We start from the raw sequence: 22,335 nt of genomic DNA on the forward strand, positions 1-22,335 counted from the left end.
TCGGAGACGATTATCCGACGCCGGATGGAACGTGCCTGCGCGACTACATCCATGTTGTCGATCTCGCGGATGCTCATGTGCTTGCGCTCGAATACCTGCGAAAGGGCGGTGCGAGCGATATCTTCAACCTCGGCAACGGGCAGGGCTTCTCGGTCAAGGAGATGATTGCAGCCGCAGAAAAGGCGACGGGGCGCTCCATCAAGGTGGAGATCGGCGCACGGCGCGCGGGCGACCCGGCGCAGCTCATCGCGTCCAGTGAGAAGGCGCGTTCCGTGCTCGGCTGGAAGCCGCAGTTTACGGATGTGGAGCAGGTCATCGGCACGGCGTGGCGCTGGCATGAACATCATCCGCATGGTTATGAGGACTAGAAAGACAGGAGGATGCATCATGTGTGATATGCAGCATGAAATCAGCCGCCTCCTGCACTTTGCCCGTCAGAAGGGGCTGATTGCGCCCGAGGATGAAGTCTATGCCGCGAATCGTCTGCTCGACGTGCTCGGTGTGGAAGAATATGTTCCGGAGCAGGTGGATGAAACGCTTGAAACGGCAACGCCGATTTTGGAGAATATGCTTGACTATGCGGCAGATCATGGGCTGATCGAGGGCACGACGGATGAGCGCGATCTCTTCGATACGCGCATCATGGACTGCGTGATGCCGCGTCCGTCCGAGGTTGTGCAGAACTTTAAGGATCGCTATGAGCGTTCGCCGCAGGAGGCAACGGACTGGTACTATCATCTGAGCATCGCCTCAAACTACATCCGCAAGGCGCGCATCGACAAGAATATTGCGTGGCAGACGGCGACGGAGTACGGCGCTCTCGATGTGACGATCAATCTCTCGAAGCCGGAGAAGGATCCGCGCGACATCGCAAAGGCAAAACTCGCGCGGTCTTCCGCCTATCCGAAATGTCTGCTCTGCCGCGAGAACGAGGGCTACGCGGGGCGCGTAAATCATCCCGCACGCGAGACGCATCGCCTCATCCCGCTCGAGCTTGCGGGGCGTTCGTGGTTTTTGCAGTATTCGCCCTACACCTACTACAACGAACACTGCATTGTGCTGAACAACGAGCATGTGCCGATGGCGATCTCGCGCGAAACGTTTGAAAATCTTGCAGCGTTTCTTGAGATTTTTCCGCATTATTTCGCGGGCTCGAATGCTGATCTGCCGATCGTCGGCGGCTCGATCCTCTCGCACGACCACTACCAGGGCGGGCGCTATACGTTTGCCATGGAACGCGCGGCGGTGGAGCAGGAATACCGCTTTGCGAACTATCCGAGTATCCGCGCGGGGCGCGTGAAATGGCCGATGTCGACACTGCGCCTCACGTCATCCGACAAGGGAGCCCTCATCGACCTTGCAACGAGGATTCTCGCCGCATGGCGCACATACAGCGACACATCGGTGGAGATCCTGGCGGAGACGGATGCGCCGCACAACACGATTACGCCGATTGCGCGGCGGCGCGGCGTGGATTTCGAGTTCGATCTCGTCTTCCGCAACAATCGCACGACGGCGGAGCATCCGCTCGGGTTGTTCCATCCGCATGCCGATGTACACCACATCAAGAAGGAGAACATCGGGCTGATCGAGGTGCTGGGGCTGGCAATTCTGCCTGCGCGCCTTAAATCGGAGATGGAGCAAGTGCGTGCGGCACTGCTGAAGGGAACAGAGGACATCTCCGGCATCGCGGACATTGAAAAGCATGCGGACTGGTATCGCTCGGTACGCGCGTCACATCCCGCAGTGACGGAGGCGGATGTGGATGGAATCCTGCGCGATGAGATCGGTGCGGTGTTTTTGCAGGTGCTCACGCACGCAGGGGTTTTCAAGCGCGATGCGGCGGGGATGGCGGCGTTCGATCGCTGGATCGACAGGATAAAGGACGTTTGAAATCGGGAGTATGAGGGAGCAGAGGAGAACGAGATGAAGGCGACGATCATCGATGTGGCAAAGGATTCCGGCGTTTCAGTGGCGACGGTCTCGCGCGTGGTGAACGGCAATTATCCCGTGCGCGAAAAGACGCGGCTCAAGGTGGAAAATTCCATCAAAAAACTGGAGTATGTGCCGAATTTGCAGGCACGTGAGCTGAACACGCAGCGCTCATCGAGCATCGGCGTCGTCGTACCGAGCTTTGACAATATGTTCTTTGCCGAGGTGCTCGACGGAATCGAGGAGCATCTGCGGCAGAGCTCGTACTCCCTGCTCCTCGCGTGTGCACAGAACGACGCGGCGCGTGAGGAAGAGTGCGTGCGGGATTTCATCACACGCAATGTTTCGGGCGTTATTGTCGTCAGTCCGAATACGGAGACGGCAGTCTCGGAGTTCTACGAGAACACGGCGGTGCGTCTGCCTCTGGTCTTTGTCAACAGTGCGCGGGAGATCGCGGGCATATCGTATGTAACGAGCGATCAGAGCAGCGGGGCGCGGGCGGCGCTTGAGCATCTCTTTCACTACGGGCACGAACGCATCCTTTTCGTGCAGGGGGAAAACAGTGATTCTTACCGCATCAAGGAGAAAGTTTACCGTTCCGTCATGCAAGAGCGCGGGACATTCCATGAAGAGGATATTGTCAATATCGGCGAGGGCAATCGCATCGAGACCGTCGAGAACACGATGTTCATCCTGATGGACATGATGCTGGGGTTTGCGCCGACGGCAATCTTCTGCTGCAACGATCTCATGGCGATGGGAGCGCTGAATGCCTGTCAGCGCATGGGGCGGCGCGTGCCGCAGGATATCTCGTTGATCGGTTATGACAATACGGCACTCAGTCGATACACTGCGCCCAACCTTACGACCATCGACCAGCACATGGGCGATCTCGGGCGGGAGGCGGCGCGCCTCATACTGAAAAGGATCGAGGATGGCGTGACGGAGAGTGTCGTGCTTGCCAATACTGTGGTTGAGCGTGGGACGACAGGGTTTTGCGTGGAAGAAAGTTGAAAGGCGGGGGACTTGCATGGAAAAGGCTGCAAGCGAAGGGGGAAATTACATGAACATCGTTTATCATGAGCAGGGCAGGGTCTTTCATCTCTTCAACGATTCCGTGAGTTACATCTTCATGGTGCTGCCCCATGGCGGGCTGGGTTCGCTCTATTACGGCAAGGCGCTTCGCGACCGTGAGGGTTTTGAGCACATCTTCGAGCGCGTGCACCGCGGCATGACGGCATGTGTCTTTGCGGATACGCGCAGCTACTCGCTGGACGCGATTCGCCAGGAATTGCCGACGTACGGCTCGTCGGATTTCCGCCGCCCTGCGCTGAACGTTCTTCAGGAAAACGGCAGCCGTATCCTCGATCTGCAGTATGCAGGCTATCGCGTCATGGACGGCAAGCCGAAACTCGCAGGACTTCCCGCGACATATACGGAGGCGGAGACGGAGGCAAAGACGCTCATCGTCGAGGTGAAGGACGAATTGACGGGACTGCGTGCCGAGCTTCTCTATACCATATTTGCCGAGGGCGGTGCCATCGCGCGCAGTGTGCGTTACATCAATGAGGGCAAGGAAGTGCTGCATTTGCAGAAGGTTATGAGCATGTCGATTGACTTGCCCGATACGCAGTACGATTGGCTGGAACTGACGGGGGCTTGGTCACGCGAGCGTCATATTGAGATTCGTCCGCTCACAACGGGCATCACGGCGATTGGCAGCCGCCGCGGGCACTCTTCTGGGCAGTACAATCCTTTTGCAGCGCTCCTGCGCCGTGGGACGACGGAAACATGTGGTGAGGCGCTGGCGATGAGTCTCGTCTACAGTGGGAATTTCGAGATGCTTGCCGAGGTCGACAACCACGGCGTGACACGTCTGCAGGCGGGCATCCACAGCACGGATTTTGACTGGAAACTTGTGCCGGGCGCGGAGTTTCAGACGCCCGAGGCGGTTCTCGTCTGGACGGATGCGGGACTCAACGGCATGAGTCAGACGTATCACCGTCTCTATCAGAAGCGGTTGGCGCGCGGGTCGTGGCGCGACAAGGTGCGCCCGATCCTCATCAACAACTGGGAAGCGACGTATTTTGACTTTACGGAGGAGAAGCTGCTCAAGATAGCGGACAAGGCGGCGGAGTGCGGCATCGAACTCTTCGTTCTCGACGATGGCTGGTTCGGTGCGCGCACGTCTGACTATGCGGGACTGGGTGACTGGACGGTAAACCGCGACCGTTTGCCGAACGGCATCGACGGACTTGCGGAGAAGATTGAGGCGCGCGGCATGAAGTTCGGCATCTGGGTCGAGCTTGAGATGGTCAATGAGGACTCCGATCTTTATCGTGCGCATCCCGACTGGGTGCTTTCCGTACCGGGACGGCGCAAGTCGCTCGGACGCTCGCAGTGCGTGCTCGATTTTTCGCGCCAAGAGGTGGTCGACAACATCTATGGGCAGGTGGAGGCGATTCTCGCGAGCGGCAAGGTTTCCTATGTGAAATGGGACATGAACCGCAGCATCACGGAATGCTGGTCGCACACGCTGCCTGCAGATCAGCAGGGCGAGGTGTTCCATCGCTATATCCTCGGCCTTTACGAGCTCTACGAACGCCTGACCGCGAAGTTCCCGCATGTGCTCTTCGAGTCCTGCGCTTCTGGCGGCAGCCGCTTTGACCCTGGTATGCTTTACTATGCGCCGCAGGCGTGGACGAGCGATAATTCGGATGCCGCCGAGCGGCAGAAGATCCAGTATGGCACATCCATGTGCTATCCTGTGAGCAGCATGGGCAGCCATGTCTCCGTCGTGCCGAACCATCAGATGAACCGCATGACGCCGCTGCACACGCGTGCGAATACGGCATACTTCGGAACGTTCGGCTATGAGCTTGATCTGAACAAACTGACGAAAGAGGAGATTGCAGAGGTCAAAGAACAGGTTTCCTTTATGAAGGAGTATCGGGAGATCTTCCAGTACGGGACGTTCTATCGTCTGCAAAGCCCCTTTGAAAATAATGTCATGGCGTGGATGAGCGTGAGTGCGGATCGGAAGACGGCGATTGTCGGCTGGTATCGCACACTGAACCGCGTGAATTACCGCTTCGAGCGCGTGAAACTTGCGGGACTCCTGCCGGACGTTCTCTACGAGAACAGCCGCAGCGGTGAGCGCTGCTACGGCGATGAGCTGATGAACTACGGGCTTATCACGACGGACGGCACGGCGGGCGAACCGATTGCGGAGAACGGATTGACGGTGGATTTTGAGTCGCGCATTTATGTGCTGAAGGCTGTTGAATAGATTTGTATTGCTGGAAGGCAGCGAGGGAAACCGGACTGCACCCCAAAATACGGACAAAAATCCCTCCTGCTGTAGAAGAACTACAACAGGAGGGATTCTCTATACTCGGGAAATAATATACAAAGGTGGTGTCCAAGATTGTATCGGCAAGCGGCCGTGCGAGATCCATTCTGTTAGCGCTTTGCGCCGTATCTTGGAAGCACCGCGCAGCAGCTATTACGATGGGGAGCATCCGCCGTGGTTTTTGTCAGCAGTTCCCCTTATGCACGAATCGAAGATGCTTCCCCGCGATTGCAGCGAGCCGCTCGATCGTCTCGATGGGCGTCGCGGGAGTATTCTCATGCCAGCGAGGGAAGTAGCGGCTGATGTGGAGCGGCAGGTCGGGACACAGCGAGGCGAGCCAGAGGGCTTCTTCTTCCATATCGCCTGCACTGTCGTTCTGACCGGGGATGACGAGCGTCGTGACTTCGACGTGGCAGCTCTTTACCGCGCGGGCGATCGTATGCTTGACCGCAGCGAGGTCGCCGCCGAGACGGCGGTAGAAGTCCGGCTGCCAGCCCTTGAGGTCGATGTTCATGGCATCGACATGCGGGAGGAGCGCTTCCAAGGGCGCAGGCGCGATCATGCCGTTCGTCACGAGGACGACGAAGAGGCCGGCCTCGTGCAGTAGTGGCGCGGCATCCATGATGAACTCATAGCTTAGAAGCGGCTCGTTGTAGGTGAAAGCGACGCCGATATTGCCGTGCGGGCGGCGGCTGAGGTCATGGGCGAGTGCGGCAAGCTCTGCGGGCGTGACGTCCTGCGTCTCGCTTTGCCCGTCCGCCATGGAGATTGTGTAATTCTGGCAGAAGGGACAGCGGAGGTTGCAGCCGAAGCTGCCGACGGAGAGGATGAAGCTTCCCGGGTGGAAGTGATAGAGCGGCTTCTTCTCGATGGGATCGAGGGCGACGGAGGTCAGCCTGCCGTAGTTCCGGCAGCGGATCGTGCCGCCTTCATTCATGCGGGCGCGGCAGAAGCCCGTTTCGCCCTCGGCGAGGCGGCAGTGGTGCGGACAGAGGGAGCAGACGATGCGTTCGTCTGCTCCCTCTGTCTTTGCGGTGCGGCTATCCGCGCTCAATGGTGGCGCTCCACTTCGAAGCGCCAGATGCGCACATCGTCGTCGATGGCGATGCCGCCCTTCTTGCGCGCGATCTTGATCTGGTCCTCGACCGTGTCGACGCCTTCGAGGTCGGGCAGGAGAAGCCCCTTGCGGCCTCGCGCCTCGACGATGACGCCGTAGCGCTTCGGGTCAAGGTCCTTCGCGGCATCGTGGATCAGCTCAGGCTCTGTTAGCACGTCGACGCTGTAGACGATGTCGGGCAGTTCGTCTTCTTTGAGCGGCGAGAAGCGCGGATCGTGAAGGGCGGCGGAGACGGCGTTGTAGAGGATTTCTTCGGCGATGTCTTTCTGCGTGGGCTGGAAGGTGCCGATGCAGCCCCTGAGCTCGCCGTCCTTCTTGAGCGATACGAAGACGCCCGCACGCGCCTGCATTTCCTCGGGCAGATCGTCGGGAATTGCCGCGTACTGTCCCGTCACGACGAATTTCTCCACGCTCTCTCGCGCGAGCTTCACATAGGCGTCTTCCGCCGCCTTGATGTCGTCGAGGGCGCGTCTTTGGGCAATCTCATAGCGCATGCCGAAGTTGCGTTTCAAGTCCTCGCGCTTGACGACGAAGGAAAGAAGCCCGTAGCCGACGCCGAAAGGCCCTTGGTAAGAAAGCTTCTTGATCTTCAGCGCCTGGCAGTCGAGCGCTCCCGCCATGATCCAGAAGGAGCGCAGGCCGCACTCCGCCGCCTTCTTGGCGAGTGCGGGATCCATCTGCAGAAGCTTTAGGAAGGTGCCCTCTTCGAGGTACTTCATGCACGCCTTGTCGAAGCGCGGCCCTTCGGCGGCGAAGCCGTAAGGCCCGTCGGGCGTGAGCTTGTGCGAGAGGTCGCCGCTCGCGATGAAGACGGTCTTTCGGTCAAGCTCCTCGGCGGTGCGTGCGATGCACATGCCGAAGCGGTAGTGATCAAGCGGCGTCAGCCCTGAAAGGCCGACGCGCACGAGACGGAAGTTCTCCGTGTGCGGCTGCAGGAAGCGCAGCGGGATCATCGTGCCGTGATCGAGCGCCGCATTGCGCCCGCCCAAAGGTCCCGCATCGAGTCCGGCTTCGCTTGCGACGGTCGCGAGCGTCTTGGCGAACGCCGTGTCGTACTCGGCGCGAACCTCGACCTCGGGTGCGCCGAACTGCGCGAAGCTTCCTGTGCCTTCGTCGCCCGGCGAGATATGGAAATAGTCGGCGTACATGACGGCGTGCGGACTCGCGACGACGACCGTATCCGGCTCGAAGGAAGCCGCCTCCTTCATCGCTCGTTCATAAGCGTTTATCGTCAGCTGAATCTTGCGTTCCTCTCCCTTGCCGATTTCCGGCAGAATGATTGGCGGATGCGGCACAGCATAAGCAGCTAGAATTGCCATGGGTAAGACCTCCTCGAAGTGCGGTGTTCATTAAAATATGTATTCGATATGAGAAGGGAAAAGCCCTTTATTTGCAGGAAATTTTCGAAAGGCGGATTTTCTGCAGTGCTGCGGGGAAAAGTTGCGTCGGGGAGGATTTGCTATACGATATTGATATAGCAGATTGCATGATTGGCATTGTACAAAGCACGATGTTTTACGTAAAATAGCCTTGTAGAGAGCAATGAGGTATTTTGAAAGGAGATTTAACCATGGAATATACGACGCTTGCCAACGATTTGAAGATGCCGCTTCTGGGGCTTGGCACCTTTATGATCAGCCCAGCGGATGCGGAAGCGTCTGTCTATAAGGCGCTGAAGAACGGCTATCGTCTCATCGACACGGCGAACGCCTATATGAACGAAGCCGCCGTCGGCAAGGCGATGAAGCGTGCGATGGAAGAAGGAATCGTCAAGCGCGAGGAAATCTTCCTGTCGACGAAGCTCTGGCCGACGCTCTACGAAAGCGATACGGCAGTCGATGAAACGCTCGTGCGCCTCGGCACAGACTACATCGACCTCCTCTTCATCCACCAGCCTGCGGGCAATTTCACGGCGGGCTATGCGAAAATCGAAACGGCGTACAAGGCAGGCAAGGCACGCTCCTTGGGCATTTCGAACTTCCACGGCGAAAAACTGGAGCGTCTTCTGGCGGAGGCAGAGGTCAAACCGCACGTCATACAGCTCGAAACGCATCCGTACCATATCGATCACGCGGTCATGAAGCGTCTCGCGTCCTACGGCACGCGGCTCATGGGCTGGTACCCGCTGGGGCACGGCGACACGACGCTTCTCGAAGAGCCGATCTTCCTGGAGCTTGCCGACAAGTACCGCAAGAGCACGGTGCAGATCATCCTGCGCTGGGCGGTGCAGAGGGGCTTCATCACGATTCCCGGCACGAAGAATCCCGACCACATCCGTGCGAATTTCGATATCTTCGATTTCGTTCTGACAGAGGCGGAGATGGCGGAGATCGCCAAGCTCGACGGCAAGAAGCGTTACTATACGCCGGATGACGCGACGGAAGAGAAGTACGCCTCGATGCAGCTCGTGTTTGAGCTTTGATTTCTGAGATACAATGAAGGAAAGCGATGGGAGGAACGGTATCATGACGAAGGAAGAATGGAGCGCAGGAGGGCACACGGAAGAGCGCGGCGGCGCTTTTGGTCTTGGCGTACCGAACGATGCCTATGCGAAGTATTTCAGCGGGCAGTCGTATCTGAATATCTTGACGCAGAAGGGGGCGGTCGTGTCGATTTACAATGTGACTTTCGAGCCGTCCTGCCGCAACAACTGGCACATCCACCATGCAAAGAAGGGCGGCGGTCAGATTCTCATCTGCGTCGCGGGCGAGGGATGGTATCAAGAGGAAGACAAGGAGGCGAGGAGCCTTGCGGTCGGCGATGTCGTGGAGATTCCGCCGAACGTCAAGCATTGGCACGGCGCGAAGAAAGATAGCTGGTTCAGTCACCTCGCCGTTGAAGTGCCGGGCGAAGAGACGTCGAACGAATGGTGCGAACCTGTGACGGACGAGGCGTACGGGAAGCTCGAATAAAGCAGGGCATGGCTTGCGGCGGTTCGCGGTTCAGGGAGGAGCGAAAGAGTATAGAAAGCACCCCTGCATCAGCAGGGGCGGAAGAGATGGTTAGGTTTGAAACAACTTGGCGTGACTTCCAAGGCGGGCAAGTGAAAGGATCAGCGTGTCCTCCTTGACTTGATAGATGAGCAGCCAGTCAGGCGTGATGTGGCATTCGCGATGGTTGCGGAAACTCCCTGTAAGAGCATGATCGCGATGCTGCGCAGGCAGCGGTTCCCGTCGTGCCAAAGTGTCGATGACGTTTTCAAGCAAGGTGAGGTCACGATGTTGACGAATGGCAGCTTTGAGATCCTTTTTGAATTGTGCGGTCTGCTTAATCTTCAGCATCTACTTCGTCCTTAGCTTCACGAATCAAGTCGGCAGCACAGAGATATGTTTTCGCAGAGATCTTACCAGCGGCGATGTCGTCAGACTCCTGCAGTGCAGCCAAGGTTTCAGGAGTAAAGCGAGGTTTTTGTACAGTGAACGGCAGACCTTCATGAAGAAGGATTTGATGAAAAAATATATTCACTGCTTCGGAAGCGGAAAGGCCAAGCATGCGCAAAGTGTTTTCGACAGAAGTCTTGACTTCGGGTTCAAGGCGTATATGCAATGTTTCTGTTTTTGCCATGCAAATCAGCTCCTTTACCAAATTGTATCATGTTAGGTACACGAATGCAAAGAAGGTGGAAAAGATATTTGCATGGCGGCTTTTTCATGCAATCGTCTTTTCCGTCACTTTGTCGAATAGCCTGCGATACTTCGGCAGGTCTTCCTTCAGGCACACGAGCCAGTAGTCCGTGTGGCATTCGGGGTCGGCGAGCGGTACACAGATGCGGCCTTCGATCGCTTCGCCTCGCGCGATGAAGTAGCCGGACTGAAAAATCGGATAGGGGGAGTTCGCGGCGAGTTCGGTGAGCGTCGTGCGCTCTTCCTGCATGAGATAGCGCGTTTGCGGCGTCTTTTCGTGCACGGCTTTCATCCAGAAGCCGACGCGGTTGAGGAGCAGCAGCGTTTCGCCTTTGAGATGATCGAGATGAAGGCGGGGATGAAAGGCGAGCGGGCTCGTCGTGGGCAGCGAGAGAAAGAGATCTTCGTGCCCGCATTTTTTTGCATGGAAGACGGTTGCATCCTCGGGCGGCGTATGCGTGACGGCAAGCTGATATGTGCGGTCGAGGAGTTTCGCAAAGAAGTCGGCGTCGTCCTTCATATCGGCGGAAAGCGTCATGCCGTCGAATACGTTGTTCAGAAGCGGGGTCAGAACGATCTGCGGCAGGGGCGAGCAGAAGGCGATGGAAATGGTGCGCAGACTGCGCTCGTAGGCGCGCAGACGCTCCGTCATGTCGGCGGTCTCCTGCAGGATGCGGCGCGCATGGCGTACAGCGAGTTCGCCGACTTCGTTCAGCGCCAAATGGTTCTTGCTGCGTGCAAACAGCGAAAGGCCAAGCTCTTCCTCGAGTTTCTTCATGGTGCGCGTTACAGCAGGCTGCGACGTATGCAGCTTCTCCGCCGCTGCCGACAGCGTGCCGCAGTCGGCAAAAGCGACGAGCTGGGCGAGCATAGACATTTCGAGCATGTTGCACCTCCGAGATCTTGACGTACATGTTTCACTATGCGCACAGCGGATAACAGATGTCGTTATTGGCATTGTACATGATTCAGAGGTTCTTGTAAAATGAATGATGAAGCTGTTGGATAAGAAAAGGAGGATGAAAATATATGTGCAAGAGAAAAATTGCAGCATCCTTTCTGACGGTTGTCTGTGCGCTGCTGTTTGCAGCGTGTGGGAGCAATGCGGCAAACGGCGCAGATGCGCAGGAGGCAGCTGCAATACCGAGACAGAAAGAGCTGGCGAGCAAGGCGATCGTCGTCTATTACTCGGCGACGGGGCGCACGAAGGAAGCGGCGGAGGCGGTCGCGGCTGCCGTCCGGGCGGATATCTTTGCACTCGAACCGCAAGAGCCGATCTCAATTACCGTGACGAAGGAAGCCGCGTCGTGCGCGAGCACAACGACCCTGCGCGCCATACGTCTCTTGTGCAGGAGACCCCCGTGCGCTTTGCGGATGCCGATGTCATATTTCTTGGATACCCCATTTGGTGGGGTGATGCCTCGTGGGTGGTTGAGGATTTTGTCCGGCACAACGATTTTACGGGCAAGACAGTTATCCCGTTTGCGACATCGTACTCTTCGCCCCTCGGCGCAAGTGCAGAGCATCTTGCTGAAATAGCGGGTACGGGAAACTGGCAGGAGGGTATATGCTTTGATCAAGGCATGACAAAAGAAAAGGTTATGGATTGGGCAAAAAGTCTCCATCTGAATGCGATGAGGCAATGAGGCCGTGCGCGTTCTGTTCGTGATCGGCAGCCCGCATCATACCGCTGCTCCACGCCGCGGCGCTTTCGAGTGTGCCGGGTGACTTCACAGGCTCGGCGGTGATCATCGCCGCTTTCGCCTTCTTCGCCGCCGTCATGGCATTCAATGCGAACAAAGTGCAGCACAGGACGGTTTCTGCGATGCAGGAGTGATATGTTCTAATAGCAAGAAAGCGCAGTGCAGCTTGGCACTGTGCTTTTTGCATGCGCTTGATTGTATGTCCTGAAAGGAATATAATCAAACTATAGTTTATAGGAATCGCTGCTTCGTCGCCAGGCGTCTGGCGAAGTGAATGGAGATCGTAAGAAAGGCGGGTGCATCTCATGCCGGAGTGGGTTCGGGCGATACATGCCATAACTGCGGCGGGGCGATGTACTCCGAGCAGAAGGCGGCGGCGTATGTCTGCACCTTCTGCGGTACGGAGGTATCGTGGACGGACGCACCGGTCTTCTGGGGGTCGCCGATTGCGTTCCGCCATAAACCCGTGCAGATCGTGGATGGGGCGATGAAGCTCGGAGCGGTGGAGGTGATGTGGGAGGTCGACGCGCACGACAAGGGCTGCCTCAGCCAGCACTACCGCCAAAAGAGCGTCGAAGAGAAGCTCGCGCTCTGTTCCTTCTGCCCGTCTACGTTCTGGATCGACGCGCAGAAGACGGGGAAGGTGCGCGGCAGGTGCGCATCGCAGTGAACGGGCAGACGGGAAAGGCTGCCGCGCTCTTCTATCGGTATGGGCAAGAGGAGCGCTATGTGACGGACGCGCCTTCCCGGCTGCAGCCGATGTCGACGGAGCACACCGTCCGCACGCCGCCCGTTGCGGTGAAGCGCGTCGGATCGCCGTTCCTGTACCGTGTCACGACGCTTGCCGAGGCGACGGAAGGATAAGGAAGCACTGATAAATTCAGCCACCCATCTTCACACATCTGCACTGTCCTCTCGTCGTCGACAAATCCTCGACGTAGCACCGCTACGCCTGTGGTTTGTCTCCTCGATAGATACAGCGCATCTGTGCAAATCTGGGCGACCTCATTTTATCAGCGCTTCCATAAAGCTGACGACGTTCGCCCGCCTATGGACGCATCGAAAATAATTTCCACGATATTCCTGTTTCCGTAAGACAAAGTGACAGAAAAGTTGTATAATGTATACAAGAGATAGACGGTTCGGACAAAAGGAAAGGGCGGGATTGCAATGCGGAAAGAACATGATTTTCTCGGCGAACTTGAGGTGCCGGATGAGGCGTATTACGGCGTGCAGACGCTGCGTGCCATAGAGAATTTCAGCATCACGGGCAGTCGGCTCGACGTCGACTTCATCCAGGCGCTCGCGAAGGTGAAGAAGGCGGCGGCGCAGGCGAACATGGAGACAGGGCGCCTCGAAAAGCGCATCGGCAACGCGCTCGTCGAGGCGGCGGAGGAGATCATCGACGGCAAATTCATCGACCAGTTCCCCGTTGACCCGATTCAGGGCGGCGCGGGCACATCGATCAACATGAATATGAACGAAGTCTTGTCGAACCGCGCGCTTGAAATCATCGGCGAGCCGAAGGGCAGCTATGACATCATCTCGCCGAACAATCATGCCAATATGGCGCAGTCGACGAACGACGCTTTTCCGACGGCGATCAAGGTCTGTCTGACGCACAAGGGACACAAGCTGACGGTGGCGCTCGACTATCTGGCGACGGAGCTGGAAAAGAAGGCGGAGGAGTACAAGGACATCCTGAAGATGGCGCGCACGCACCTGCAGGATGCCGTGCCGATCACTCTGGGGCAGGAGATGGGCTCCTATGCGTCCGCCGTGCGCCGCAGCATCAAGCGCGTCGGCTGGTCGATGGACAGCATCCGCCTCATCAATATGGGCGGCACGGCGGTCGGCACGGGACTCAATGCCGAGCCGGCCTACATCAAGGCGGTCGCGCGCAAGCTGCGCGAGATTACGGGTGAGAATTTCGAGACGTCGACGAACATCATCGACGCGACGAACAATACGGACGGCTTCGTTGACGTGTCGTCCGCGCTCAAGAACACCGCGCTCGTGCTCATCAAGATGGCGAACGACTTCCGTCTCATGGCGTCGGGACCGCGCTGCGGGCTCAACGAGCTGAATTTGCCGAAGCGCCAGCCCGGCTCCTCCATCATGCCAGGCAAGGTAAATCCCGTCATCGCCGAGGTACTCGACCAGGCATGCTATCAGGTCATCGGCAACGATCTCGCCGTATCGTTCGGCGTCGAGAACGGGCAGTTCGAGCTGAATGTCATGGAGCCGATCATGGCGTACAACCTTTTCAACTCGATGAACTACCTGACAAATGCCGTGCGCACCTTCGTCGACAAGCTGCTCATCGGCCTTGAGCCGAATCGCGAGCAGTGTCAGCAGTGGGTCGATCGCAGCGTGGGCGTCGTCACGGCGCTCCTGCCGCATATCGGCTACGAGCAGTCGGCGATTCTTGCGAAGGAAGCCTATACGACAGGCAGGCCGATTCGAGAGGTCATCTTGGAAAAGAAGCTCCTGACGAAAGAGCAGCTCGACCACATCATGTCGCCCGAGCAGATGACGCATCCGGGCATTACGCACGAGTGAGGGAATATAGGGAAAGGCCGTGGGTTTATGCCGTCGCCTGAAAGTGTCGATAATATGAGAGATGTACAGTAAAGGAGGCGTTTGCATGAAACGGATTTTTCTGGCCGTCGTTTTTGCCTTGTTCGCTCAAGTTTTATGGATGCCGCAGACCTTTGCCCAAGATATTTGGGCAACCTCCTATGATGGCAAGGACATCTACGTCGTGACGGAAACCCTGGAGAAAGAGCGGATTCCGACAGGCAATGCCACCAGCTATCGCGGGATGGTGAAGTTCGTGCACGGCGATGCGCTGCAGAACACGGCGCAATACTTGTACAAAGCGAGCGAAGACGGTGTGTTTCTGTCGATCGACGGCGGCGCCTTTTTCCGACTCGGCGGAGATTTTGACGGCGTTCCAGAGAGATATGCACACTACATGGCGGTCTATGATACCATGTGGAAGACGCTGAGGAACAACAGAAACTGAAAATCGTATCCCCTTTGTTTGCCTACAAGGTGCAGTCTAGAAACAAAGGGGATATTTTTTGAATTGCAATATTGCATGAGATGCGTCATTGACGTATAATAAAGATATGAAGAATGAAGTGATTCCTCAAGTGCTCGTTGAAACGATGCCATATCAACGAGCAGTTGAAAAAATATGGGATATAGAAACTCAGATGGAGTTCAAGCTATATATCGGACTGAATCCATACAGTGGTAATCTGATTCCCGGAACGGGCGGCATACGGAAGATTCGCTGGCAGGGCTCTGGAAGAGGAAAACGCGGTGGTGCCCGTGTGATCTGCTATGTCTATAATGAGAGTCAGCCGATTTATCTGTTGTATGCCTATCCGAAAAATGTCCAGGTTGATTTAACCGAAGACGAGAAAAGAGTATTGCGGGATATTGTAGAAGAGATGAAAGCGGTTTTTCACAGGAAGGAGGAGCAGCATGGAGCCGATGATGTCAGATGCGGCAAGTGAAATTCTTGAAGGCTTGCAGGAGGCGCTGCTGGATGCGCAAGGCAGTATCGTGGAAGGCTTGAAAAAAAGCGTCGTATATCGCATAGAACCTCAGGCGGTGAGAAAGCGTCTGGCGATGTCACAACAAGAGTTCTCGCGAGCCTTCGGGATTCCTTTGGCAACCTTGCAGAATTGGGAGCAGGGACGCAGGCAGCTCGATGCTACGGCGGTGTCGTATTTGAGAACGATTGCGCGATTTCCAAAAGAAGCCATGGCGGCTCAGATGTGAGCCGCCATGGCTTCTTTTTTACTATGAAAGTCCAAGAAGTCAAGCCCGAAGGGCGCAGACCGATTGGCTCTTTCATGTAAGGGCGGCGCACAATGTCCACAAAGTGGACGTTTGTGCGTGTAGTTCAGTGTTTTTCCACCCCTCGTCCGTCGAAGTGCGGCACGAAGGAGGTGGAGACGGTGCCGCCTTGCTGGATGTAGCAGTTTTCGATGCCGAGACTGCGTGCGTGGTCGACGACGCTCTCGTATTCGAAGGTCGTGAGACGGCGGTTGAGTTCGGGGACTTTTGAGAGGTCGCCTATAGGCGTGTATTGGTTCATGAGGCTGATGTAAATGGTATCAGAGAAGTTCTGCCAGAGCCAGTCGAGGATCTTCATGCTTTCCTTGCGCCGTCCCGGCAGAACGAGGTGGCGCACGAGGATGCCGCGCTGCATACGATTGGTATCATCGAAGACGGGACGGCCCGCGATCTCGCGCATACATCGTATGGCGGCGCTCGCCGTCTTGAAGTAGTCGGGGGCGGTGCTGTAGCGAAGAGCCGCCTCTTCCGCCATGTATTTGAGGTCGGGCAGGAAGATGTCGACGAGTCCCGCCAGGCTTTTAATGGTATCAACGGTCTCATAAGCGGAGGAGTTGTAAACGACGGGTATGGAAAGGCCCTGCGCCTTGGCGAGGCGGAGCGCGGCGGCGATCTGGGGTGCGAAGTGTGTCGGCGTCACGAGGTCGAGTGTCGCCGCGCCGCGCTCTTCTTGTTCGAGGAAGATGTCGGCAAGGCGTTCTTCCGTGACGGCGATGCCGAAATTTTCGCGGCTGATCTCGTAGTTTTGGCAGAAGGCGCAGCGCATGTTGCAGCCCGAGAAAAATACCGTTCCTGCGCCCTTTTCGCCAGCCAGGCAAGGCTCTTCCCACGCATGAAGCGATACGAGGCCGACGCGCGCGTATCGGCCAGCGCCGCAGAAGCCGTGCGCATCGTGCAGGCGGTTCGCGCCGCAGCCGCGCGGACAGAGGCGGCAGGCGGCGAGCGGTGCGAGAGTTTTCTCTATGATTTTTGCCGTGCGGCTCTTTGCTGCACGGCTTTTTTGCGTGTCGGCGGCGCCTTCCCTTTCGCGTTCCGCCGCCATCATTCGCGACCTTCAAGCTTCGCCTCGTCGAGCATGGGACCATACTTCGGCCGCCACCATGAAAGGGCGCGTACGGCGTTGATGTAGTCTTGCATCGCCTCTTCGTCGAGAGCGGCCGGGCGGTCTTTGATCGGTTCGGCGACGAGTGGAACGGTATCTGTCCTGCCGATGGCGCTGTGCGTGATCCAAAAGCCGTAGTTGACGCCCTGCCGGTTGCCGCGCGTGAGGCTTCTTCCTACGGCTTCGTAGCGAAAGCCCCGAGGCGCAATCAGCTCGATGAGTGTCGGCGCGATGTCGATCTGACTGCCCGCAGCTTCCGGGTCGAGCAGACCCTTCTTTACGCCGTGCCCCGTGAGGATGAAGGGGATGGCGTAGCGCTCGTAGAGCGACGGCGTCTTCTCAATGTTGTAGCGGTCGGCATGGTCGCCGACGATGACGAAGAGAGCTTCGGGGAATTTTTCCTTCGCCGCGCGGAGGAAGGCGGCGAGCTCCTGCGTCGCGTACCAGTAGTGGCCGAGTTCTTTGAGGAGGGCGTCATCTCCCTGCGCCTCCTGGGGGAGCGCGGCACGCACCGCTTCTGCGGGAAAACCCTTGGCGGCGAGGTCGACCGTGTACGGAGAATGGTTCGAGACGTTGAGGAGCACATGAAGCCCGGGCTGTTCGGGATCGATGCGCGAGAGAACTTCCCCGTAGAGGACTTCATCGTCGACGCCCCAGACGCTTCCCTGGTCGGAGGAGAAGTCGCCGCGGCTGTAGAATTGCTCGAATCCCTGCGCGCGGCAGAACGGCTCGATGCGCTCCCATGTCGCAGGACCTGCATACCAGAAATCCGTGTGGTAGCCAAGGCGGGCGAAGGTGGGAGCGATGGCGGTCGGATAGGGCGCAGCGAAGGATTCGGGCATCGTCGTGAGGTAGAGGTTGGCGTCGGCGAATCCCGTGACAACGCCCGTGACGGCGGACACCGTGCTCGAACCGTTCGGCAGAAAGGTATCACAGTAAACGGTATCAGCTGCGCCCAGCAGGTCTTTTGTGGGGTCGGCGATGTGCAGGTCCGCATACTTTTCCAAGAGCGGCCAGTTGGCGTAGCTTTCGGAGATGATGAGGAAGATGTGGCGCGGCTTTTCGATCTGTGCGCCTTCGGCTTCACGCGTGAGGTAGACATCGAGGTCGCGCGTATCGGCAGGACGGCCTGCGTGGAGCGCGGCGAGGCGCTCGATCTCCTCGACGGTGAAGTCAAGACCGTTGCACGCGAGGAAGCGGCTGTTCAGCACATAGGCGCGATAGAGCGCCTGGAAATTGTCGAGGATGGCTTCGTTCAGGAAGGCGTCGTTCGTGACGCCGGCATTCTCCCAGTTGACGGTGTCCTGCCAACGCAGGCTGCCGCCGAAGGCGCTCAATAGGGCGACGAGTGCGAGAATCAGGAGGAAGAGGGCGCGGCGAAGAGACCGCCAGGGAAGCAGCCGCTCGGAGAGAGCGGAAAAATCGCACGCGAGCAGAAGGCACAGCGCACGATAGAGCAAGAAGGCGAGCAGGAGTGCGCCCGCGAGCCGCACGGGCAGGTAGAATTCCTGCACGAGCGATATGAAAAGCGCATAGACGTCCTCGTTCACCGTGTTGAAGATGAGTTGATGAAAGCCCGTGTGATATTGGCGGTAGTAGGGGAAGCTCGCGGCGTAGAGGATGGAGAGCACCGTGAGGGAAAGGGCGCTCGTCACGCGCCATGCGAGGTTTTCAAGCGGTGCATGAAGAAGACGTGCGAGCGCGGCGGGCACGAGGGAAAAGAGCGCAAGAAGACCCGCCGTCTGAAAGCTCAGGCGCATGCCGCGCCAGAGTGCGAGCGCGATGTCCGCGCTGCCCGTTGCCGCCGCCATGTAGTCGTGCATCCAGAAGATGAAGAAGGCGCGGCAGAAAGAAAGGACTGCAAGGTAGAAAAGAAACACCTTGAGTCCTTTTGCGGCAACGGAAGAGAACGCCTGCCAGGAAGGCAGGCGCAAAAAAGATGCGTTTTGCATGGAGTTTTGCATGGAACAGGGAGTCCTTCCTTTTCAGTCGAGTTGCGGCAGGATGATGTCCACGCCGTAGTCCTCTGCCGCTTGGCATATATCGGCGGCGGGGCGCGAGTCGGTGATGAGCCCCGAGAGCGTGTCGAGCGTCACATAGTTGTAGTTGCCGTCCGAGCTGAGCTTTCTCGCTTCGGCGACGACGTAAGCGCGCTTGGAGACGCGGATGATCGCCGCCTTGTTGATGCCGTCCTCGATGTCGTAGGTCGATACGCTGTTTTCTTTGACGTCGACGCCGACGGCGCCGACGAAGGCGATGTCGGGCTTCAGGCGCGAGATGAGGTCGAGCGTCATGCCGCCCCAGAAGCCGTCGCGGCTCTTGTTGATGACGCCGCCGACGAAGACGACGCGGATCTTCGGGTTCTGGGCGAGGATGGCGAGGATGTCGATCATGTTCGTGACGACGGTCAATTCGCGCTCGTCGTGCACGAGAAGCTCGGCAATCGCGAGGTTGCTCGTCGAGATGTCGAGGAAGACCATGTCATGCTCGTGGATGAGGTGCATGGCGGCGCGCGCGATGCGGCGCTTGGCCTCGACGTCGATGTTGCGGTGCTTGCTGACCTCGACGGTGTGGGGATTCTCGCGTCGGATGACGGCGCCGCCGTAAGTGCGCTTGAGCCGCCCCTGTTTTTCGAGCGCACCGAGGTCCTTGCGTATGCAGTCCTCCGTCACATGAAAACGGTCACTGAGATCCTTGACGCGCACCTTGCCGTCGCGTGCAAGGATGTCAAGGATGGCATCATGGCGTTCTACAAGAAACATATTCTCGCCTCCGTTGCTATTAGTTTATCGTATTTTTTCCAATTTTACCCGAAAGGAAAAAGTTTTTCAAGCCCTAAATTTTCTTTATGCCAGCGCATCAAGGTAAACTTTTCAAAAATGCTAAGTTGACAATAATCATACAAGGGCGTATGATAAGGAAGATTTATGGAACGATAGATATGAGGGGGCGCTGGCGGATTCAGCGCTTCCCAAAGGAAGGAGTCAAATTTCATGAAAGTGAGAGAAATCGTTCTCTGTGCGCTCTTCATCGCGCTCGTCGCCGTCGGCGCCTTTATCCGCATCCCCGTTGGCACGGATGTCTACACGCTGCAGTTCCTCTTCACGCTCTTGGCGGGCGTCTTGCTCGGGGCGCGGCTCGGGGCTGTGGCGGTCGGCGTCTATGTGCTCATGGGGCTCGTCGGCATCCCCGTCTTTGCGTCGGGCGGCGGCCCGAGCTACGTCCTGCAGCCGACCTTCGGCTATCTCGTCGGCTTCATCTGTCAGGCGTATCTCACGGGGGCGCTCGTGCGCGGCGGCGAGCCGACCTTCGGGCGCGTGCTCGGCGCGTGCCTCGCGGGCATGGCGGTCGTCTATCTGTTCGGCATTTCCTACTTCTATATCGCGTCGAACTACATCGTCGACGCGCCCATCACGCTGTGGCTCGCGCTCTGGTACTGCGGCATTTTGCAGGTCGTGCCGGACTTTTTGCTGTGCCTCGCCGCCGCATTCATCGGCATTCGCTGCCGCAAGGCGGGACTTTGGCTCTGAGATGCATCGCTCGATGCTGCCTTTGCAAAGGAGAAATTTTCATGGGAAAAGCATTGTTCATCACGGGAACGGGAACGGACATCGGCAAGACGTATGTGACGGGACTCATCGTCAAGCGACTGAAGGAGGCGGGACTTCGCACGGGCTACTACAAGGCGGCGCTGTCGGGCGCTGAGACGAGCGCGGACGGCTCGCTCCTGCCCGGCGATGCGCTTCATGTCGCACGCACGGCGGCTTTGGCAGAAGACGAGGCAATCGTTTCTTATATTTATCGGGATGCCGTCTCGCCGCATCTCGCCGCGAGAATCGAAAATCGTCCGATCGACTTCGGCAAGGTCGAGCGTGATTTTCGCGCGGCGAAGGAGCGTTTCGACTATCTGACGGTCGAGGGCAGCGGCGGCATCATCTGCCCTTTGCGCTGGGACGAGCATGAACACGTCGTGCTCGACGACCTCGCCGTGCGCCTCGGCCTTTCGGCTCTCGTCGTTGCCGATGCGGGACTCGGCACGATCAACGCCGCTGTCCTGACCGCCGAGCATTTGAAGATGCGGGCCATTCCCCTGAAGGGATTCATCTTCAACAACTGGCAGGCGGGAGACGTCATGCAGGAGGACAATAAGAAGATGGTCGAGGAGATGACGGGCGCGCCCGTCGTCGCGTGCGTCGCGAAGGGGGCAGAGGAATTGCCGCTCGCGGCGGCGGCGCTCGCCGCGCTGTACGACTGAACATCCGAAATCATAGAGGGAGAGGATTTCATGCCAACGATTGAAGAACGCGACCTTCGCCATATCTGGCATCCGTGCGCACAGATGAAGGACTACGAGGAGCTCCTGCCCATGGTCATCGACCATGCGAAGGGCGCATGGCTCTACGATGTGCACGGCAAGGCTTATCTCGACATCGTCAGCTCGTGGTGGGCGAACCTCTTGGGGCACGCGAACGAGAAGATCAATGCGCGCATCAAGGCACAGCTCGACCGCCTGGAGCACGTCATCTTCGCGAACTTCTCGCATCGTCCTGCCATCGAGCTGGCGGAGCGCCTCGCTGCGCTCGTGCCGGCAGGGCTCACGAAGTTCCACTTCAACGACAACGGCTCGTCCGCCGTCGAAGCGGCGCTCAAGATGGCGTTTCAATACTGCCAGCAGACGGGACGCACGAAGAAGACGCGCTTCCTATGCCTTTCCGAGGGCTACCACGGCGAGACGATCGGTGCGCTCTCCGTCGGCTCGATGGATCTCTTCGCCGAGATGTACAAGCCCATGATGATGGACAACATCCACGTCGAAGCGCCCGACTGCTACCGATGTCCTTTTCAAAAGACGCGCGAGACGTGCTCCTGCGAGTGCTTTTCCTATGCGGAAAAGGCGTTCGCCGAGCACGCCGAAGAGTGTGCGGCGATGATCGTCGAGCCGCTTCTGCAGGGCAGCGCGGGCATGCGAATCTACCCGGAGCTTTATCTCAAGAAACTGCGTGCGCTCTGCGACGAGCATGACGTGCTCCTCATTGCCGATGAGATCGCGACGGGCTTCGGCCGGACGGGCAGGCTCTTCGCGACGGAGCGTGCGGGTATCACGCCCGACATCATGTGCCTTTCCAAGGGCTTGACGGGCGGCTACATGCCGATGTCCATCACCGTCGTCAAAGAGAAGATCTACGACGCCTTCTACGCGGACTGGAGCGAAGGGAAGGCGTTCATGCACAGCCACACCTACGCGGGCAATCCGCTCGGTTGCGCGGCGGCGCTCGCCGTGCTCGACATCCTCGACGAGGAAAATGTCCTGGAGAAAGCGGAAGAGACAGCTCTTTGGCTGACCGCACGCATGGAGGAGGTCTTCGGTGCGCACCGAAATGTCGGCGAGATCCGTCATATCGGCTTGATTCATGCCGCAGAGCTTGTCGAGGACAAGCGGGAGAAGCGCCCGTTCGACGCGAGCCGCCGCCTCGGCTATGCCATCTACCGGGCGGCGCTTCGCAGCGGACTCCTGCTGCGCCCTCTAGGCGACGTACTCTACTTCAACCCGCCTCTCAACATCGAGAAGGAAGAACTCGACACCGCGATCTGCCGCATGAAACAGGCGATGGACGAGGTCTTGGAAGCGTAGC

25 protein-coding genes are annotated in these 22,335 nt (G+C 58.0%); 16 read left to right on the forward strand and 9 right to left on the reverse strand.

All coding sequences use genetic code 11. The features are described 5' to 3' along the window. The 4 genes from QZ177_RS08910 to QZ177_RS08925 all read left to right on the forward strand — a co-directional run. On the forward strand, nucleotides 1–368 hold a 368-nt coding region (locus QZ177_RS08910), incomplete at its 5' end, for a GDP-mannose 4,6-dehydratase (protein ID WP_294176982.1). Nucleotides 369–387: 19 nt separating this feature from the next. After that, nucleotides 388–1,893 carry a UDP-glucose--hexose-1-phosphate uridylyltransferase gene (locus QZ177_RS08915; protein ID WP_294176984.1) on the forward strand — a complete coding sequence of 502 codons (1,506 nt, stop codon included), beginning with the start codon at nucleotides 388–390 and terminating at the stop codon, nucleotides 1,891–1,893. Between the two features lie 33 nt (nucleotides 1,894–1,926). Then, a complete protein-coding gene (locus tag QZ177_RS08920; protein ID WP_294176986.1) occupies nucleotides 1,927–2,946 on the forward strand; it encodes a LacI family DNA-binding transcriptional regulator in 1,020 nt (339 codons plus the stop codon). A gap of 49 nt (nucleotides 2,947–2,995) precedes the next feature. After that, nucleotides 2,996–5,221, forward strand: coding sequence for an alpha-galactosidase (locus QZ177_RS08925; protein WP_294176988.1), 2,226 nt, complete (start codon nucleotides 2,996–2,998; stop codon nucleotides 5,219–5,221). A 247-nt stretch (nucleotides 5,222–5,468) separates the two neighbouring features. Here the strand turns inward: QZ177_RS08925 and amrS are convergent, their stop codons facing one another. Both amrS and amrA read right to left on the reverse strand, forming a co-directional pair. Beyond that, complete coding sequence (gene amrS, locus QZ177_RS08930; protein WP_294176991.1) at nucleotides 5,469–6,338, reverse strand: AmmeMemoRadiSam system radical SAM enzyme; 870 nt, start codon at nucleotides 6,336–6,338, stop codon at nucleotides 5,469–5,471. Beyond that, on the reverse strand, nucleotides 6,335–7,720 hold the full coding sequence (gene amrA / locus QZ177_RS08935) for an AmmeMemoRadiSam system protein A (RefSeq protein WP_294176992.1): 1,386 nt from the start codon (nucleotides 7,718–7,720) through the stop codon (nucleotides 6,335–6,337). The genes amrS and amrA overlap by 4 nt, the downstream gene beginning before the upstream one ends. Nucleotides 7,721–7,971: 251 nt before the next feature. Here amrA and QZ177_RS08940 point away from each other — a divergent pair, with 251 nt between their 5' ends. Beyond that, complete coding sequence (locus QZ177_RS08940) at nucleotides 7,972–8,823, forward strand: aldo/keto reductase (RefSeq protein ID WP_294176993.1); 852 nt, start codon at nucleotides 7,972–7,974, stop codon at nucleotides 8,821–8,823. A gap of 43 nt (nucleotides 8,824–8,866) precedes the next feature. Beyond that, nucleotides 8,867–9,313, forward strand: a complete 447-nt coding sequence (locus QZ177_RS08945) for a cupin domain-containing protein (protein WP_265070418.1) — start codon at nucleotides 8,867–8,869, stop codon at nucleotides 9,311–9,313. 90 nt (nucleotides 9,314–9,403) lie between these two features. Here QZ177_RS08945 and QZ177_RS08950 read toward each other — a convergent pair whose 3' ends face one another. The 4 genes from QZ177_RS08950 to QZ177_RS08965 all read right to left on the reverse strand — a co-directional run bounded on the left by QZ177_RS08950 (nucleotide 9,404) and on the right by QZ177_RS08965 (nucleotide 11,361). Next, a complete protein-coding gene (locus QZ177_RS08950) occupies nucleotides 9,404–9,682 on the reverse strand; it encodes a type II toxin-antitoxin system YafQ family toxin (RefSeq protein ID WP_265070417.1) in 279 nt (92 codons plus the stop codon). Then, nucleotides 9,669–9,965 (reverse strand): type II toxin-antitoxin system RelB/DinJ family antitoxin, encoded by a 297-nt coding sequence (locus tag QZ177_RS08955; RefSeq protein ID WP_265070416.1) that lies wholly within the window; start codon nucleotides 9,963–9,965, stop codon nucleotides 9,669–9,671. Before QZ177_RS08955 ends, QZ177_RS08950 begins: the two co-directional genes overlap by 14 nt. Before the next feature lie 84 nt (nucleotides 9,966–10,049). After that, nucleotides 10,050–10,910, reverse strand: a complete 861-nt coding sequence (locus QZ177_RS08960) for a LysR family transcriptional regulator (protein WP_294176998.1) — start codon at nucleotides 10,908–10,910, stop codon at nucleotides 10,050–10,052. Between the two features lie 298 nt (nucleotides 10,911–11,208). After that, the gene (locus QZ177_RS08965) at nucleotides 11,209–11,361 is read right to left on the reverse strand and encodes a hypothetical protein (protein ID WP_294177041.1); all 153 of its coding nucleotides are present in this window, start codon (nucleotides 11,359–11,361) and stop codon (nucleotides 11,209–11,211) included. Here QZ177_RS08965 and QZ177_RS08970 point away from each other — a divergent pair. From QZ177_RS08970 to QZ177_RS09000, 7 genes are all read left to right on the forward strand, one after another. Continuing rightward, complete coding sequence (locus tag QZ177_RS08970) at nucleotides 11,332–11,670, forward strand: flavodoxin (protein ID WP_294177039.1); 339 nt, start codon at nucleotides 11,332–11,334, stop codon at nucleotides 11,668–11,670. The genes QZ177_RS08965 and QZ177_RS08970 overlap by 30 nt on opposite strands. A gap of 331 nt (nucleotides 11,671–12,001) precedes the next feature. Then, complete coding sequence (locus QZ177_RS08975; protein WP_294177000.1) at nucleotides 12,002–12,397, forward strand: hypothetical protein; 396 nt, start codon at nucleotides 12,002–12,004, stop codon at nucleotides 12,395–12,397. After that, nucleotides 12,382–12,591, forward strand: a complete 210-nt coding sequence (locus QZ177_RS08980) for a hypothetical protein (protein ID WP_294177003.1) — start codon at nucleotides 12,382–12,384, stop codon at nucleotides 12,589–12,591. The genes QZ177_RS08975 and QZ177_RS08980 overlap by 16 nt, the downstream gene beginning before the upstream one ends. A gap of 306 nt (nucleotides 12,592–12,897) precedes the next feature. After that, on the forward strand, nucleotides 12,898–14,289 hold the full coding sequence (locus tag QZ177_RS08985; RefSeq protein WP_294177006.1) for an aspartate ammonia-lyase: 1,392 nt from the start codon (nucleotides 12,898–12,900) through the stop codon (nucleotides 14,287–14,289). 85 nt (nucleotides 14,290–14,374) lie between these two features. After that, on the forward strand, nucleotides 14,375–14,755 hold the full coding sequence (locus QZ177_RS08990; protein WP_013740516.1) for a hypothetical protein: 381 nt from the start codon (nucleotides 14,375–14,377) through the stop codon (nucleotides 14,753–14,755). Nucleotides 14,756–14,843: 88 nt separating this feature from the next. Beyond that, entirely contained in the window at nucleotides 14,844–15,254 is a 411-nt protein-coding gene (locus QZ177_RS08995) for a type II toxin-antitoxin system RelE/ParE family toxin (protein WP_294177010.1), read from the forward strand. Next, a complete protein-coding gene (locus QZ177_RS09000) occupies nucleotides 15,223–15,522 on the forward strand; it encodes a helix-turn-helix domain-containing protein (RefSeq protein ID WP_006192891.1) in 300 nt (99 codons plus the stop codon). Before QZ177_RS08995 ends, QZ177_RS09000 begins: the two co-directional genes overlap by 32 nt. 124 nt (nucleotides 15,523–15,646) lie before the next feature. Here the strand turns inward: QZ177_RS09000 and QZ177_RS09005 are convergent, their stop codons facing one another. Genes QZ177_RS09005 through QZ177_RS09015 form a run of 3 tightly spaced genes read right to left on the reverse strand, consistent with a single transcriptional unit; the run spans nucleotide 15,647 to nucleotide 19,464 of the window. Beyond that, nucleotides 15,647–16,645 carry a radical SAM protein gene (locus QZ177_RS09005; protein WP_294177015.1) on the reverse strand — a complete coding sequence of 333 codons (999 nt, stop codon included), beginning with the start codon at nucleotides 16,643–16,645 and terminating at the stop codon, nucleotides 15,647–15,649. Next, on the reverse strand, nucleotides 16,642–18,654 hold the full coding sequence (locus tag QZ177_RS09010) for an alkaline phosphatase family protein (protein ID WP_294177016.1): 2,013 nt from the start codon (nucleotides 18,652–18,654) through the stop codon (nucleotides 16,642–16,644). Before QZ177_RS09010 ends, QZ177_RS09005 begins: the two co-directional genes overlap by 4 nt. A gap of 33 nt (nucleotides 18,655–18,687) precedes the next feature. After that, on the reverse strand, nucleotides 18,688–19,464 hold the full coding sequence (locus QZ177_RS09015; protein WP_294177018.1) for a DeoR/GlpR family DNA-binding transcription regulator: 777 nt from the start codon (nucleotides 19,462–19,464) through the stop codon (nucleotides 18,688–18,690). Between the two features lie 231 nt (nucleotides 19,465–19,695). On the opposite strand from QZ177_RS09015, the gene QZ177_RS09020 reads away from it, so the two are divergent. Genes QZ177_RS09020 through bioA form a run of 3 tightly spaced genes read left to right on the forward strand, consistent with a single transcriptional unit; the run spans nucleotide 19,696 to nucleotide 22,334 of the window. Beyond that, a complete protein-coding gene (locus QZ177_RS09020; RefSeq protein WP_006192896.1) occupies nucleotides 19,696–20,232 on the forward strand; it encodes a biotin transporter BioY in 537 nt (178 codons plus the stop codon). A gap of 41 nt (nucleotides 20,233–20,273) precedes the next feature. Further along, entirely contained in the window at nucleotides 20,274–20,957 is a 684-nt protein-coding gene (bioD, locus tag QZ177_RS09025; RefSeq protein WP_265070407.1) for a dethiobiotin synthase, read from the forward strand. A gap of 30 nt (nucleotides 20,958–20,987) precedes the next feature. Beyond that, the gene (gene bioA / locus QZ177_RS09030) at nucleotides 20,988–22,334 is read left to right on the forward strand and encodes an adenosylmethionine--8-amino-7-oxononanoate transaminase (protein ID WP_294177020.1); all 1,347 of its coding nucleotides are present in this window, start codon (nucleotides 20,988–20,990) and stop codon (nucleotides 22,332–22,334) included. The last annotated feature ends 1 nt before the right edge of the window (nucleotide 22,335 follow it).

Source organism: uncultured Selenomonas sp. (assembly GCA_905372355.1).
Classification (GTDB): Bacteria; Bacillota; Negativicutes; order Selenomonadales; family Selenomonadaceae; genus Selenomonas.